Here is a 15,804-nt window from a genome sequence, read left to right on the forward strand (position 1 = left end):
CAGGACTGAATTTGTAAAAGGAACTATTGTTTGTGCATCAAAAGAAATAAGAATTGATTTTGGGTGTTGTTTAAATTGTTACAGTATTTTGCTGGACATGGATTATATTGTGTGATACTATTTGCCAGCAATAAAAATAAAATATTTTGCAACTAAACAATAAGCAACGTAATTCCATTTTCATCAATTATGCTTTTCTGATTTTCTTCTGAGGTTACCAGTGCAAAGCCATTGTAAAAAGGTTCGATCAATTGATATCTATTTTGGTATAATTCAATACCTTTTTTATCAATGTGAAACCATCCTTTTTCATCTTTTGCGGTAGCGTAATTTTTATGAAAAACACCTAAGTCTCTATATTGTTTATCGTTAATGAAAACGCCATTTTTGTCGATGTGTTTGAAGTAACCATTTTCTAATTTTACACATGCCATTCCGTCTTTAAAATCACCTGCGTAACGGTAATTTTCATTGTAGAGCCTATTTCCATTGGTGTTAATATGAAAATAATTATTAGAACCATCTCGAACGGTGCAAATGTTTTCTTGGAAATTTCCTGTCCAAGAATACTGTTTTTGATTAATTCGTTTTCCTTTTCCATCAATATGGAACCAAAAAGTATCGCTTACTACTGATGCTCGATTGCAATAGAACCCGAAAGTTCTGGAGTACCTTTGAGAATACAGATCTTTCCCACTAGTATCAATATGGAATGCTCCCGTATTATCTTTTACGGGGGCAATTCCCGGACTGTGAAATTTTAAAACTTCACTAAAGCGTCTATCGAAAACAGTGTTCCCTTCAATTAGAAAATGGGTTGTGTCATCAGATACCGTTATGTCTTTCCAATTCATGATTTTATAAAGATTATGATGGTTTGTAAGTTGTTTAATTTAATAGTTTTTAGAAAACTAAAGCCTGCGATGGTGCAAAGATTTTGGTATGCGCTTAAGGGGCGTTCATAGCTTTCACACATTGCGAGCATGTTTAGAGAAAGCAAGGATAGATCTATTGAAATTAAATCAGAACAGTTTTCAATTAGATATAAAGTTCCGTTTTTGGGTAAAGCAGTGTGGCAATTTGCTAGTATTGTATGTGCTTTTTCATCATTCCAATCATGTAATATTCTGGATAGCAGTATTGCATCAAAGCCTTCTGGAATAGAGGAGAAGAAGTTACCTTCAATTAAGTTGATATTTGATAAATTGCAATTTTCAATAACTTTTTTTAAATCAAATAGAGCGCAGTTAACTTCAGGGCAATTTTCTTTAATCATCGAAATTGCTGCGCCATAACCACCGCCAACATCCACAATCGACTTGTGTTGTTTAAAGTTGATTTTTAATGGCAAATTAGTATAATCGTCTCTCGCGTATTCAAACATCGCTTTGTGGTAATGATCTAATTTTTCAGGGTGTTTATTTAGGTAATCAAAATAATTATCAGCAGATAAATTGGTGAAAGATGATGTGCCTGTTTTTATAGAATAGTCTAAATTTTGCCAGGCCGTTAAGTGTTCATCGGCCCAAATCATTGATGCATATTTCAAGCTCTGCGGGTGATTCTCTGTTAATTGAAAGGAAACTTCATTCAAGGAATAATATCCGTCCTTTATTTCTAAAAAGTGGATGGATGTTAATGCATTTAATAGTAATTGAAGTGAGTTTTTGTTCAAATTTAATTGTTCTGCTAATTCTTTGGAGCTAATTTTATTGTTGAGAATTGCATCAAACAAATTTAATTTGCATGCTGTATTTACCGCCATGTATTTCCAATGTTCTGTAAAAAAGGATTTTAAAAAACTAGTTGTTTCCATTTAAAATTTTGTTTTTTAATTGTTGGATTTGCGATTGATTTATAGTGCAAGACAAAAGATATTTCTCGATTCCACCTTCATTTGTTATGATATCAAGAATAATATCCAAATATTCTTTTTTAGTGTCCATTTCAGTCGCCAAATAGTCAGTATATATCGTGTCTAATTCTGCTCCCGACAACAAATGTAGCATTGTAATGATAATACCTGTTCTATCTTTTCCCGCATGACAATGTATTGCCGTTGCGTTATCTTCATTTAAGATTGCTTCGATTGCTAGTTTGATCGAATCTTTACATTCAATACCAAAAAAACGGTAAGCAATTTCAATATTAGTACCTTGATGATGCGTGGCTTGAAAGTCAATCGATTGATTCCATGGGTCAAAAGGAGTATGTATCCAGTTCAAATTTTTTAAACTTGCCGTGGTATAACTGTTTTCTAGTACCTCTCTATCTGCTCTTAGGTCGATTACTGATTTTATGTTTTTCTCTCTAATAAAGTCGTTAAAAAAAGATTCTTCTTGGAATAAGGTCATTGTAGCCGTTCTATAAATCAGGCCACTTTTTATTTTGGAATTGAATTTACTAATGTCTCTAAAATTCCATAGAAAGTCCCGTTTATAGATAGCTTCGCATATGCGCTGTATTTCATCTTGTTCTTCTCTAGGACTTGTGTTTTGGATAGCTCCATAGAAAAAGTCAAGTAATTTTCTTTTTTGTTTGTTGGCCTCTGGAAGAAAAAGAGTTCCTTTAATGGCGTAAAAATCGTTTTGTTCTTCCTTGTTTAGAACTTCTATAATGAAGTTTTTTGGGAGGAAATTAAATTTTGCTTCGCCTTTCGATAAATGATTTAATTGAACTGCAGTATGTAAAGCAATGTTATAGAAAAAATAAAATTGATATCCATCACTTCGTTTGTGTGCATTAGAGCTGCTTTCAAATTCATAAATAAACTTGTCTATTAAGTTTTTTTTGTCTTCAGAAGTAATGCCAATTTTATTTTTTATTATTTCTCGAAAGTGAGCTACAGCTGTATTTGATTTATCGAATAAAACGCTGCTTTGAATAAGTTCTAATGGAATCTCAGAACCTAAATAATTTCGATTGTTTTCGGTTAAATTGCTGCTAAAAGCAATTTCTACTTTTGGTAATTCGTTGAAGTACAGGACAATTTTATATCTTAAAGCTACTTTTAAAACTTTAAGTAATTCATCAGAAAATTGAGATTCTATTTCCCTAATTAAATGGCTGACCTCAAAACCAGATGTTGTTACTGTGGCAATGTCAATATCAGAATTTGCAGATGGTGTTTTTCGAGCAAAAGAACCGTAAAGAAAAGCTGTTTCTATTTGAGTGTTCGCAAGTAATATTGCTTTCAGTTTGTTTATTATTTCAATTTGTTTCATTGTGGTTTGCGCATGTTACAGGTTTTGCAAAGTGGTTTTGATTTATAGTTGGAAACTAGTTCTGTGTAAGTATCACTTTTCAATACTTCTTCAATAGAAAACTGTTCAATTGTTCCAAAATCGCCCAATTCTTTTCTTAAATTATCAGGAGCGCAACAAGGTGAGATCTTACCAGTGGCCGAAATCCAAAGTTCTTTGGTCAGAAAAGGACATTCGTATTCTTCTGGAACATCTTGATTTTCGTTTTCTTGCAAAGGAATTATATTTTCAAGAATAACTTTTTCCCCATTTGGTTTTAGATATTTTTCCTGAGCTGCAAACGCTTCTTTTACATATTGATTCCATTGTTTGATAGATTGGGAAGATGCTTTCATTGAGAGTGATTTTATCTCATCGAAGTGAGCCCAAAGTTGATGTCCTTTTACTCTGTCAACTCCTAAACTAGCGGCTAGTTTTATGATGTCAGCCAATTCATGCATGTTGTTTTGCATAAAGGTTAGTTGCAATGTAACACGGCAGAAATAGCCAGTTTCTATAAAATAAGAATCTCTATATTTAATGAATTCTTGAATATTTGAAATTGTTTTTTCAAAATCAAAACCAATCATTATTTTCTCAGATGTTTCCTTAGTAGCACCATTCCAGCTTATTTTAATATCGGTGGTGTTGGGTACAATTAATTTCGCCCATTCTAGAACCGTTTTCTTGGGAAATGTTCCATTGGTTGTTAGGTTGATTTTTATATTATGTTGGCTTGAAAGTTCAAAAAGTTTATCAAATTCTTTGTATAGCAAAGGCTCTCCCATTGTGGAGGGGATTATTTCGGAAACTCCTAATTTCTTAGCTTGGTCAAAAATGCTTTCGACCGTTTCAAATTTCATTCTTCGACGTTTTACGCCCGTTTCTTTAAAAAGATTCGGAATGAAATCGCTGTATGGACTGTGTTCTTCACACATGATGCATTTCAAATTACAATCTTCAGGGTTTGTATCAATGGTAATTCGCCATAAATTACTAGGACTCGTAAAGCTATTATATATCTCTTCAAGATTGGTACAATGTTTTGCAATGTCTGGAACACTACCGTCATTGGTGTGTAGGTAGCCTTTGTTGCCAAAAACTTTCATCATTTCTGCATTGTCAATTGCAAATTCCATTTGTTCTTGAAGCGAATTTGCGTTTCTATGTTCAAATAATAATCCATTTACTTTATGGTTTACATATTCTTTCATTCCGCCAAAATCAGCTGTAATTACCGGAACTTTGCATGATTGTGCTTCATGAATTACCAAGGGTGAATTTTCGGCCCAAATGGATGGTACTACAATACAATCAATGTTTGAAAATACATCATTTGCCAAATTATGATTGATATACTCTCCATGAAATTCTACTGGGTTAGGAGATAATTTTGAAAGTTGTTTTAGCGCTTTTGTGCTTTGACCGCTGTCTCTACCAAATATTTTAAGCGTAGCTGTAGCTTCAATTCTAGAAAAAGCTTCGATCAATAAGTTGATTCCTTTAGCGGGAATATGGGTACCGATATACCCAAAAGTATAATTGGTCTTTTCTTTAGATTTTTCAGTTTGGGTTAAATATTCCACTGGAAACCCATAGTCCAAATAGATTATTTTGTCCTCAGGAATTTCAAAATCTTTTATGAATCGGTCTCGCAAATAGTTTGATGGCGCGATAAACAGATCTACTTTATCAATTATGGCTTTGGTTTCTTTCATTCGATTACGGATCCAACTAGTCCAGTTTTCGGTATCTGCTGTACGCTCTTCTTCTTTTCCGCTAAAATAAACTTCATAGCAATCGCTGGCACACTTTTTATCTTCTTGACCAGAACAAAGCTGAAAATTATCTTCTTTTTCAATGCTTCGGGTCAAAAACTGACCTCTTGGACACATTAACCAAAAGTCATGCAATGTGAAAATAATAGGAATGTTAACTTTATTTAATTCGTCAATAATACCTGTCGAAAGGTGATTTAAATGGCCAATATGAGCAATATCTGGATTAATTTCATGGATTAAATCGGCGAAATTAGTATCCAATTGACTATGTCTATAGCCATCTTTTCCTTGGGGATTATTGGCATAATAAAAAACTAGATTTTCATTTATTTCTTCTTTTCGAATGGTGAAATCTTTCGCATATGGATTTTCTTCTCTAGTGAAAACAGTCACTTTGTTGCTCTTGGCAAGTTCGTTACAAATAGATTGACTATAGACTTCAGAGCCGGCATTGTAATTTGGTGGGTAACCATGTATTATTTTAAGGATGTGCATGCTGTTATTATTTGAGTTGAAGGTAGGGTTAATTGCTTTTGGGTTTCGTATTTGGGTTTATTTGTTTTCCTCTATTGCATTGATTTTTGTCAAAAGTACTGTTTGTTCCTTTGGTTCCAGTGTTTGGATTTTTAATATCGGCTATGTGATTCGGTTTTTTAGACATGTTTTTTGTTTTTAATGGATTAATATAAAATTTGATAATGAGCTACTTCCTGTTTGTTAAATAGGTAATTTGGATGGTCACACCAATATGCCGTGATTAACAATTTATGTTTTATAATTATTATTAAACACAGTTTATCACTTTTAACTACATGTTTCTTTTTTAGAAATGATGGCATAACAAAAACAACATCTTTTTCACATAAAGTACAGTCAACAAAAGGAAGTATTTTATAAAGAAGTTGGTTATCAATCGTTCGATCCCATTGACTGTGTAAGAAATGTTCAGATTTTTTGTAATCTAGAAATTTAGTTGTCATAATTATGGTTGTTTTAATTTCTAGAGCAAATGTAAAATAAATGACATTAAATTTATTTATTAGTGAAAATTTACTCCTAATGTTTGTAAAATATTTGACCTTAAATTTGATTGAAATGGAAAATAAAAGAGAAATTGCTTTGAAAAAGCTTGCGGTATTTTTAATAAACCCAGGAATGTTTAGTTTGATAGTTATTGGCGATAGGGGAGTTGGGAAACGTTTTTATATTGAAAAAACAATAAAAGAGCTTCAAGAAACTTATAAAGATAAACTTGAAGAAAAATGCTTAGAGGGATTAAATTTTGTAGAGGCAAAAAGCTTTTGTAAAAATTATGACCTTAATAAGCTTTTTGAAGAAAATGAATTTAAAACTCTCGTCATTGATGATATTGATGAAATAAATGATGAACTTGAAAAATCATTGTTTCAAGCTCTTTCAACAACTAATGGAAAGTTTGGTTATGAAAAGAATATAAGTTTAAGAATAATTTTCACTTCAAATAAACCTGCTGATGAATTACGAGAAGATGGGAAGCATTTAATAGGTATAATGTGGGACAGAATTAGTCAATTAGTTATAGAATTTCCTTCTTATAAAACTGATAACTCGACCATTCAAAAAGATTTTAAGGAAACATGGAGAAAAATGAAATTTGAGGCATTAAAAGATTATGAGGCATTCGCATCATTTCCAGCGAACACAAAACTTCAAAAATTTTTAGAAGATAAATCCCCTGGTTTTGAAGGAGGATTCAGAGATCTAGATAAGTTGGCATGTTTATATTTTAATTATAGAATTTATCATTATAAAGAATCCAGAAAAATAATTGAAATCACAGAAAATGAAATTGTAAAAAGTGTAATCGATGATTTTTCCACAAAAACACAGATACAAACAATTAACGACAATGAGTTAAGTGTTTTTAGAATTACAGAAAATACTTTGATGAAAGAATTGGAAAGGAAATTTAAGAAACAAGTTAAGGCATGGAGTAACTTTAAATATGGATCAATTAGCAAAGCTGAAAAAGCATTAGGATTAGGACAAGGAACTATGAAAAATTGGAAATAGTTTTATGATTTTAATTTATTTGACGAACAAATTAAAGAATTGTTAATTGTTACAAATGCTTTTGAATATGCTAAAAATGAATTTAAAAAATACCATTCTCCAGTAGATAAGAATCTCGAAGAATCATTTAATTTTAATAGAAAACTCACAACTAAACAAATGATAGAAGGGTATAAGTTTGAACTACAAAAATGGGCAGTAGAAGAGTTTGATGGAAGGAAAGAGGCAGTAAAACATTTTAATTCACTTGGAGATACGATAAATGAAAAAACTCTAAATAATTGGAAAAATAAGGATTCTGTGAACCCGAAGACTTAGTCTAATTCATGCTTTGTCACCGCGCATCATCCATTAAAACAAGGGTAAGTCTAGATGTATATTTTCAAAAGTCTTAGTACAACTGTCACGGCAACTGCTATTTCATAATGAAAATAAATGCATATTCAAAAAAATGATCTATTGTTTAGATTCTTCAAATAGAAAATGTTTATTTCATTTTCACTAGTTTAAATTTTGAATTAGTTACTAAAACATTCTTATATTTGTTTAGTATATTCTTACTAAATTGAGATGTTGATTTGTTGTCTATTTTAAATCAATATTTTTCTGGCTGCAGCTTACTCTAGCTATTTACTTTTTTATAAATAAAAATATGAAACACCTTTTTTCAACTTCATTTGATGCTCCCGTTTTTACTGAAAATGATTTACCAACTATAGGGAGTTTGGGTTTATTATTATTTTTGGAAAGAGAACTGGGGCTTTATCAAAAATTTCCTAGTCAACAAACTAGGTTGAAATCTTATCTAGAGGCATTAACGGAGCACGAGGAAGGCTCCTTTTATTCTGAATCACTTCGAACCAACAAATATAAAGTAGCAGAAAAATTATTGAGCTATCGCGACATCTTACTTTCTTTTGGTTGGAATTACGAAGCAGTAAATCAACCGCAGCGATTAAATAGTTTAGCTAAAGTTGAAAAGTCGTTTCGATTGTTCGAAAATAATTTCATTGGAACAATAGACCGCTGGGATTTGGTTATAGAACAATTAAAACCTGTAAATGTAGCGCAATTGTATTTGGAAGAACTGATTGTTGTAGATACGATATCATTACTGCCTTTGTATTTGCAAAGAGTGTTTTCTCTTTTAGAATCCATTGTAATACAAAATAATAAAGTTATTATTCCGGTTGAAAAAAGAACCAATTTATCTTTATTTCAAGATTGTCTCGCCAAAAGTTTTGCCGGAGTTTCAATTGAAAATAGGTCTAATTTGACTACTTTTCAAGAAGACAAGAGCTTGATTCTTCTGGAATTTACCACTCAACAAGAATTAAATGATGCAATGGCTTATTGGGCAGATTCTGATCAGCATTTGTTCCTATCTCACGATAATGTAAATTTTGATTATAGTTTATTATCCTTTGACAAACCGGCTTCGGGTTCGCTTCAAAATAATGCGCAGCCCCAGATCATACAATTATTCAAATTGATTATTCCAGCTTTTACGGGCGATTTTAATGTGCATACCTTTCTATCCTTTTTACAAGCAAAATATTCTCCATTACCTTATGAATTGAAAAAGCAATTATTGCGTTGCTTTTCTGAAAAGCCCGGTATTGGTAATGATCATTGGAATACCATTATTGCTGATTTTATTGCTGATTCGGATAAAAAATCAACTAAAGAAAAGACCAAAATTGTGGAATTGTTTTTGAATTTTGAAAAAATGGATAATTCAAAAGCAATTCAAAAAGCAATTAGTATTTTACAATACCTTCAAAAATGGAGCTTAAAGTTAGTGCATAGCATCACTGATCAAGATTTGGCAGAACAGTTTTTATACATTCATCAAATGTGTACGGATACTTTGGATCTGATAAAAGAAGAACAATTGTTGGCCAATGTGGTTAAAGCTTTTCAACAAATTTATAAGCCAAAAACGTTTTTGAACTACCACAGACAAGAAGGCAGTGTAACTTGTGTGAATGATTATAGTCAAATAGTTTCTCCTTGTAAAAAGACGGTAATTCACTTGGATTTTTATGATAATCCGATACCCAAAAATGAAGCACAATTTTTATTGTCTGAAGAAGTTTCTTTTTTGAAAGAGCATTCAACGTACTATAATAGTGCTAAAGAATTATATTTTGAACAACAAATACGAGGCTTTCAATCGATTGACAATCAGTTGATTTTATGTTATGTTGGTTCGAGCGCAATAGAGAAACATCCTTTTCATATTCGATTGGAAACTTTTTTCAAAGATTTCCACAATAGTATTGTTCTTAAAATTAATACTATTACTGATTTAAAGAAAATAGATAGCAGCTTTTTAGATGCTGGATCGCTAGTTAAAAACAAACTGCTTAAGTTACCACAAGCCACCACCTACGTTAAAATCGATTGTGCTAAAAATTTCGCAAAGCGTTCAATTGAAAGCGCATCGAGTATAGAAAGCTTGATCCAATATCCTTTTGACTGGGTAATAAATTATGTGTTGAAGCTAAGACCTACCGCAATCGCAAGTATACCAGAGGATAATCAACTGAAAGGAAATATTGCCCATAGAGTTGTAGAGCAATTGTTATTATCTGCAAAAGAGAAGAATATTTATCCAATTCAATTTTCTGAAGAGGAAGTTACAAGTAATTTTCAAAAAATTATTCAAGAAGAAGGAATGTTTTTTATGCAGGATGAAAGCCGTTTTGAATTGTCTTTGTTTAAAAAGCAATTTATAGAATCTTTTCAGAGTTTGGTTCAACTAATCAACGAAAACAATTTCAAAATAATTTCTTGTGAACAACCATTAGCCAAAGAAGGCGATTGTTTTATTGCTGAATTAAATATGCATATTATTGGTTTTATTGACCTTGTTTTGGAAGACGAGAATGGAAAACCTTTTATAGTCGATATGAAGTGGACTTTGTCTGATAAAAAATACAAGGAAAAGATAGAAACCGAAGAAGCTATACAGTTGAGTTTATATGCTGCTGCAATGCAGAGTGTGGATGCTAATTCTTGTGGTTATTTTCTTTTTAATCAAAATAAATTTCTATCAACGAAACAATTATCAGGACAAAATGTATTAGTAGTTAATTGTGATTTTTCAAATGCTATTGTTCTAGAAAAAATTAATACATCATTAGCAGTTCGTTGGAAAGAATTTAGTGAAGGATTGATTGAAACTGGCGAGGGATTTCCACTTGATGAATTGCATTACCACGCTGCCTCAGGAAAAATAGAATTACTTGAAGATAGAAAAATGAAAAAAGTACAACCCTATTCGGATTTAAAACTTTTTAAAGGACAACTGAATTAATTATGAGAAATATTACGTTCATATACGCCGGAGCAGGTAGTGGAAAAACACATACACTTACTGAAAAATTATTAAAATGGGTACAAGCTCATCCTGGACAAGCCAATCAAGTATTGTTTACCACTTTTACAAAAAAAGCAGCAAATGAAATTAAAGAAAGAGCTCAGACGAGGTTGTTGGAACATCAAATGTTTGACGAAGCACAACAATTAAATGAAGCTTTTATTGGTACAATAGATTCAGTGGGATATCAGTTCGTAAAAAAATACTGGTACATTTTAGGACTTTCGCCTGAAATTCAGGAAATATCAGATAATCAAAAAGATTCATTTTTTGCAAGTTCGATTGCATTGGTGCCTACCGAACAAGAATTACTTAAGATCAATTCTCTTTGTAGCGAATTTAATTTTACTACTGGACTATTTTCATCATTCAATCCTAATCAATGGCAAACGGATGTGAAAAGTTTGGTAGATAAATGTTTGATTAATCAAATCGACTTAGCGAATGATCCTCGGAGTTTAAATCAGTCTATTTCACAAGCAAAATCTATTTTTAGGGGTACTATTTCATCAACTGAAATTCAATCAATTTTTGAGCACAATAGTACTGTATTGGCAGAGAACCCTGTAAGCAATCAAAATTATGCGAAGGCTGTAGAGCTGCAATTAGAGCTTTCTAGATTTATAAAGAAGGAATTGACGGTTTCTGATTTACAGTCAATAGATAGATATTTTAAAACGATTGTTGCTGCTTTTGGTGCAGCCAAATATCTGTCAAGTCGAGAACAATTATTGGAATTTGATTTTTCAAAAGCGTTCGTTTTACAAGTAAAATACATTGAATATATTCAACTAATTTTTGACCTTACTGCTCGTAGTATTCAAAAATATCAAGGGTATAAACAAGATAGTGGTTATGTCGATTTTACCGATATGGAAGTCCATTTTTTGGAATTATTAAATAATGAACAAGTTAAAAAGGAAATACAACATACGGTACAATTGGTAATGGTAGACGAATTTCAAGATTGTAACCCTATACAACTTTCAATATTTATACAACTTTCCAATTTAGTAGGACAATCGTATTGGGTAGGTGATCCGAAACAAGCTATATACGGCTTTAGAGGTTCTGATCCTGTATTGATTGATGAGATAATGAAAAAGTTTTCTAAGCAAAACAATGATAATTTAAAAGTAGAAATGCTCAAAATGTCCTGGCGTTCTTCTCCAGAATTAGTAGGTTTTACCAATAATGTATTTTCTCAAAGTCTCTCACAACAACTGTCCGAAATATATATTGAAGATCGAAATCAATTATTAGGAAAAGAAAACTCAGAATTGTTTGCCGCTTGGAAGGAACAAGTTTCAATTCATCCCATGACAGGGGTAGAGACTATTTCATTGTTTCCTGCACGCAATCAATCGCAAGATATACAGGGTGCAAATAGTTTGCAATTTTGGAATTTTTTGGAAAATGCTGCTAAAGGCAATTTTAAAAGTGCAAGTAATGATAAATACAACAACCAGTTATCTTGTCAGATTAAAAATCTGTTGGAACAGGAAATATTTATATTCGATAAGTCAATTTCGAATCATCGAAGACTAAGAGGTTCGGATATTTGCGTTTTGTTTGGAACTAATATAAATGTTCAAGGGCTATCAAAAAGTTTATTAGAGCAAGGATTGAAAGTTAATGCAGCAACAGAGGGTTTACTTGAAACCATCGAGTATCGTTTCTTCAAAAATAGTATCTCCCTGCTAATGGAACCATCGAGTTCATTGGCTAATGCTGAAATGGCAATTTTAACTGGATTTACGGGAACTACAGAAGAGTTATTCCAAAACCGTTTTGATTTTCTGTTATCGAAAGAAACTGAAATCGAGAGTGATTTTAAAACTTACTGGCTAAAGGATACTAGTTTTAACGAAAAGATTGTGCAGTTCAAAGAGCATATCAAAGGTTTTTCTGTTTTTTATGCGATCAACTTTATCATCAATGAATTTAATTACTTTCAAGAGCTTACAAATTTTGGAAATCATCAACTAAGAAGAGCTAATTTATTACGCTTCATAACGATTGCTGAAGAGTACGAGGACAGTTGCTTAAAAAGTAATCTAGGCAGTAGTTTGCTGGGGTTTATTGATTTTATTGAAAAAAATTCAGCCTATAATCAACAGGCACTTACGACAGATGAAGATGCAATACAATTAATGACCTATCATAAATCGAAAGGACTGGAATGGTCCGTTGTAATCTTAGGTGATTTAGAAAAAGATTATTTTGCAGATAGTGAATTTTTTAGAAAGGACTTTTTCAAATCAAGGATTAAACAGTCTGGGGATTTAAATTTGACTCAACCATTGTGCAATCGGTATATCGAATTTCTATTTTGGCCTTTTGGTACGGCTAAAAGTCCAAATGAGGAATTAATGGAGGAATTGAAGAATACTGAGAATTACCAAATGATTTTTAATGCTACTTTGAACGAAAAGAAGCGATTGCTATACGTTGGAATTACACGATCTAGGGATTGTTTAATTTTTAGTTCAAATACAAACAAAAATTTGTCTTGGGGTGAGCGTACGTTTTCTAATTTTAATTGGGAAAGTAGTTTTGAGTCGAAATCACTTAGTAATTCTGCTTCAATTACTTTAGATTTATTCGATACCAATAACGCTTTTCAGTATCAGCAGTTTATATTTGAAGAAAAAAGAACAACTGTACCAAGCTTTGATGAAGTGTTGTATTTTGATAAATCAATAGCGGTAATGCAAGACAAACCTTTTTATATTTCACCAAGTCAGAGTGCTGGTCTTGCTAAAAGTGAAATTCTACCTATTGCAGAAGTACACGATCGATTAAAATTTAAAAAAGCGGTACCAGAAGTTTTAGGAAATGTATTGCACCATATGCTTTATTCCCGCAAAAAGGAAGCTATTAGTAGCATCATTTCACTTTTAAATCAAAACAACTCTCTTGGAATTGATGAAACCTCTTTTTTAGAAAATATAGGGCATTTTAATCAGTTTATTCAAGCTAATTTTGATGTGGTAGAAGAGTATCCCGAAATTCATTTGGAACAATTAGGAAATGATTTTTGCGTTAGGGGAGAGGCAGATTTAGTATTAGAAACGGCAGAAGGATTAATTTTAATTGATTACAAATCGTTTCCAGGAAAAAAAGAAGAAATTTTCACTTTTGGTTCTGATTTCTATGCCGGAAAATACAGCGGACAATTAGACCACTATTCGGAAATGCTTATCCAAAAATTCAATAAACCGGTATTAAAAAAACTTATTTATTATGTGGTGCAAGGTATACTAGTTGAAATACAATAAAGATATGAGAAAATTAGAAATAAATAAAAAGCAAAGTGAAACGGAAGAAGAAGTTGCTGTAAACAATTATTTACAGCAAATTGAAAAATTCACTTCACTTACTGATACAGAAGAAATAGAATTAATTTTATTGATCAAAACGGGCGATCAAAAAGCACACGAGAAATTGGTTAGAGCGAATCTACATTTTGTAGTTTCAATTGCATCGGAGTTTGTAGACAAAGGCGTTTCTTTTCAAGACCTAATTAATGAAGGTAACTTGGCATTGATTAATTCGGCAAAGTGTTTTGATGTAACTCACGAAGTTACATTTCGCTATTATTTGGATCGGTCCATCCGAAACTATCTCGCACAAGCTTTGACTGAGCAAAAAATAGTACGATTGCCTAAACATCCCGTTTTGGGCTCTATGTCAAAATTTGGGAAAAGTATCATGAACCTGAAGAAAAAGTGAAGACTCAATTATCTATTCAAGAAATAGCTGATAAAAAAGACAGGGAAATTAGGAAGGAGCAAGACGAATTTAGTAACTATTTAAATAAAAATAAAGAAAGTCTTGATAACGATAATTTAAGTTTAAACGTCTAGATTTTATAGCTAATAATACTAATAATGACACAAAAGCCAAAAATTGTATTTTTTACAGGAGCAGGTATATCAGCTGAAAGCGGGCTACAAACTTTTAGGGGTTCTAAAGATGGACTTTGGGAAAATCATAAAATAGAAGCTATATGTACACCTCAAGCTTGGTCCAATAATCCTTCCTTGGTGTTGGATTTTTACAATCAAAGGAGAAGACAATGCATAGTAGCACAACCTAATTTAGCCCACAAATTAATTGTAAAACTAGAAGAACAATATGAGGTCGTCGTGATCACCCAGAATGTTGATGATTTGCATGGACGAGCTGGTTCTACTAGAGTGATTCATTTGCATGGCGAATTGATGAAAGCACGTTCTTCTGTTAATGGTAAATTACGCTATGATTGGGAAAAGGATATTCTTTTAGGAGAAATGTGTGATGAAAATAATCAGTTGCGTCCAGATGTTGTTTGGTTTGGAGAAGCTTTGGATGCTGAAATATTAGATAACGCAATTAAAGAGGTTGTAAGTTGTTCTATCTGCATTGTAGTAGGAACTTCATTATTAGTTTATCCTGCTAATTCTCTTCCAAATTATGTGCCCTTTGGTAGTCAAATGGTTATTGTTGACCCAAAGGCAAATGAAATGGAAGTACATAGGGAGCGTTCTATTCATTATATCAATGAGAAAGCTACTGATGGGATGCAGATTGTGTATGATACTTTGAGGATGGGAAAGGTTTAGAGAATGGATTAAGTATTTATGAATGATAAATTTAAGTTTTATTCAAATTAAAAAAAAGATTAAATGAGTGTTATAATTAAAATTATAGGAGAAGAAGTAATATCAGGTATAGGGTCAGAAGAATATAGAGCTGCGATTCTATTGGAAACAGCTTTTAAAAATGAATTTCAGAATAAAAATGAAATAAATGGAACGATTTTAATTAAACCTAATTTTAAAGCAATTGGGGAGGATCCTGAAGATATTGATCTTGTAATATGGATGAATTTAGAGAACTACTCATATAGTGTCTTTTGTCCTCATAAGTACTTTAATGGTGAACACCAAAAATATGAAATAGAACATAATCAGACCAAAAAGGAAGTTAATTTTAAATCGTTGTTGTTAAATATTGAATTAAAATCACATACCAATTCAGGAATTACATTTACCGCGAATGATGTTATGGTAAAGTACAAAGGAAAGATGAGTTCTGCTTATGATCAAAATACGAAGCAAAAGTATTCGTTAAAAAATTTCATTTCCAAATCGCATTCGAGTTTAAAAGATAAAAATATTTTTATAACAAATCTACTTTGGTTTCCAAGCTTTGTCGGTAATATAGGTTGGGGTCAAACTAATTTAAAAAATATCATTTTAGGGCATTGTTGTCCGATAAAAAAAGAAGCCAAATTAATGGCTTCTTAAAATAATCGTAATTTAGAGTTGCAAAATTCAAATAACGATGGGTAAAAATA

At 31.8% G+C, this 15,804-nt stretch carries 12 protein-coding genes; 7 read left to right on the forward strand and 5 right to left on the reverse strand.

Features of this window, described 5'->3' with window-relative positions:
• Positions 1 to 152: 152 nt before the first annotated feature.
• From HNP99_RS16460 to HNP99_RS16480, 5 genes are read right to left on the reverse strand one after another with little or no spacing between them, the layout of a single operon-like run.
• Positions 153 to 854 carry a WG repeat-containing protein gene (locus tag HNP99_RS16460; protein WP_173854544.1) on the reverse strand — a complete coding sequence of 234 codons (702 nt, stop codon included), beginning with the start codon at positions 852 to 854 and terminating at the stop codon, positions 153 to 155.
• Positions 851 to 1,816 carry a methyltransferase gene (locus tag HNP99_RS16465; protein ID WP_173854545.1) on the reverse strand — a complete coding sequence of 322 codons (966 nt, stop codon included), beginning with the start codon at positions 1,814 to 1,816 and terminating at the stop codon, positions 851 to 853. Before HNP99_RS16465 ends, HNP99_RS16460 begins: the two co-directional genes overlap by 4 nt.
• Positions 1,803 to 3,224, reverse strand: coding sequence for a tyrosine-protein phosphatase (locus tag HNP99_RS16470; RefSeq protein ID WP_173854546.1), 1,422 nt, complete (start codon positions 3,222 to 3,224; stop codon positions 1,803 to 1,805). Before HNP99_RS16470 ends, HNP99_RS16465 begins: the two co-directional genes overlap by 14 nt.
• The gene (locus HNP99_RS16475) at positions 3,221 to 5,518 is read right to left on the reverse strand and encodes a glycosyltransferase (protein ID WP_173854547.1); all 2,298 of its coding nucleotides are present in this window, start codon (positions 5,516 to 5,518) and stop codon (positions 3,221 to 3,223) included. The genes HNP99_RS16470 and HNP99_RS16475 overlap by 4 nt, the downstream gene beginning before the upstream one ends.
• A 28-nt stretch (positions 5,519 to 5,546) precedes the next feature.
• Positions 5,547 to 5,684: a hypothetical protein gene (locus tag HNP99_RS16480; protein WP_173854548.1), complete on the reverse strand. Its 138-nt coding sequence runs from the start codon at positions 5,682 to 5,684 to the stop codon at positions 5,547 to 5,549.
• Between the two features lie 359 nt (positions 5,685 to 6,043).
• On the opposite strand from HNP99_RS16480, the gene HNP99_RS16485 reads away from it, so the two are divergent.
• The 7 genes from HNP99_RS16485 to HNP99_RS16515 all read left to right on the forward strand — a co-directional run bounded on the left by HNP99_RS16485 (position 6,044) and on the right by HNP99_RS16515 (position 15,754).
• Positions 6,044 to 7,075 (forward strand): ATP-binding protein, encoded by a 1,032-nt coding sequence (locus HNP99_RS16485; RefSeq protein ID WP_173854549.1) that lies wholly within the window; start codon positions 6,044 to 6,046, stop codon positions 7,073 to 7,075.
• 39 nt (positions 7,076 to 7,114) lie between these two features.
• Entirely contained in the window at positions 7,115 to 7,393 is a 279-nt protein-coding gene (locus HNP99_RS16490) for a hypothetical protein (protein WP_173854550.1), read from the forward strand.
• Between the two features lie 334 nt (positions 7,394 to 7,727).
• Positions 7,728 to 10,397, forward strand: coding sequence for a PD-(D/E)XK nuclease family protein (locus HNP99_RS16495; RefSeq protein ID WP_173854551.1), 2,670 nt, complete (start codon positions 7,728 to 7,730; stop codon positions 10,395 to 10,397).
• A gap of 2 nt (positions 10,398 to 10,399) precedes the next feature.
• Positions 10,400 to 13,741 carry a UvrD-helicase domain-containing protein gene (locus HNP99_RS16500; RefSeq protein ID WP_173854552.1) on the forward strand — a complete coding sequence of 1,114 codons (3,342 nt, stop codon included), beginning with the start codon at positions 10,400 to 10,402 and terminating at the stop codon, positions 13,739 to 13,741.
• 4 nt (positions 13,742 to 13,745) lie between these two features.
• Positions 13,746 to 14,195: a sigma factor gene (locus HNP99_RS16505; protein WP_173854553.1), complete on the forward strand. Its 450-nt coding sequence runs from the start codon at positions 13,746 to 13,748 to the stop codon at positions 14,193 to 14,195.
• Between the two features lie 158 nt (positions 14,196 to 14,353).
• Positions 14,354 to 15,067, forward strand: a complete 714-nt coding sequence (locus tag HNP99_RS16510) for an SIR2 family NAD-dependent protein deacylase (protein WP_173854554.1) — start codon at positions 14,354 to 14,356, stop codon at positions 15,065 to 15,067.
• Between the two features lie 63 nt (positions 15,068 to 15,130).
• The gene (locus HNP99_RS16515; RefSeq protein ID WP_173854555.1) at positions 15,131 to 15,754 is read left to right on the forward strand and encodes a hypothetical protein; all 624 of its coding nucleotides are present in this window, start codon (positions 15,131 to 15,133) and stop codon (positions 15,752 to 15,754) included.
• Positions 15,755 to 15,804 lie beyond the last annotated feature (50 nt).

The organism is Flavobacterium gelidicaeli, assembly GCF_013294005.1.
In the GTDB taxonomy this organism is placed as follows: Bacteria; Bacteroidota; Bacteroidia; order Flavobacteriales; family Flavobacteriaceae; genus Flavobacterium.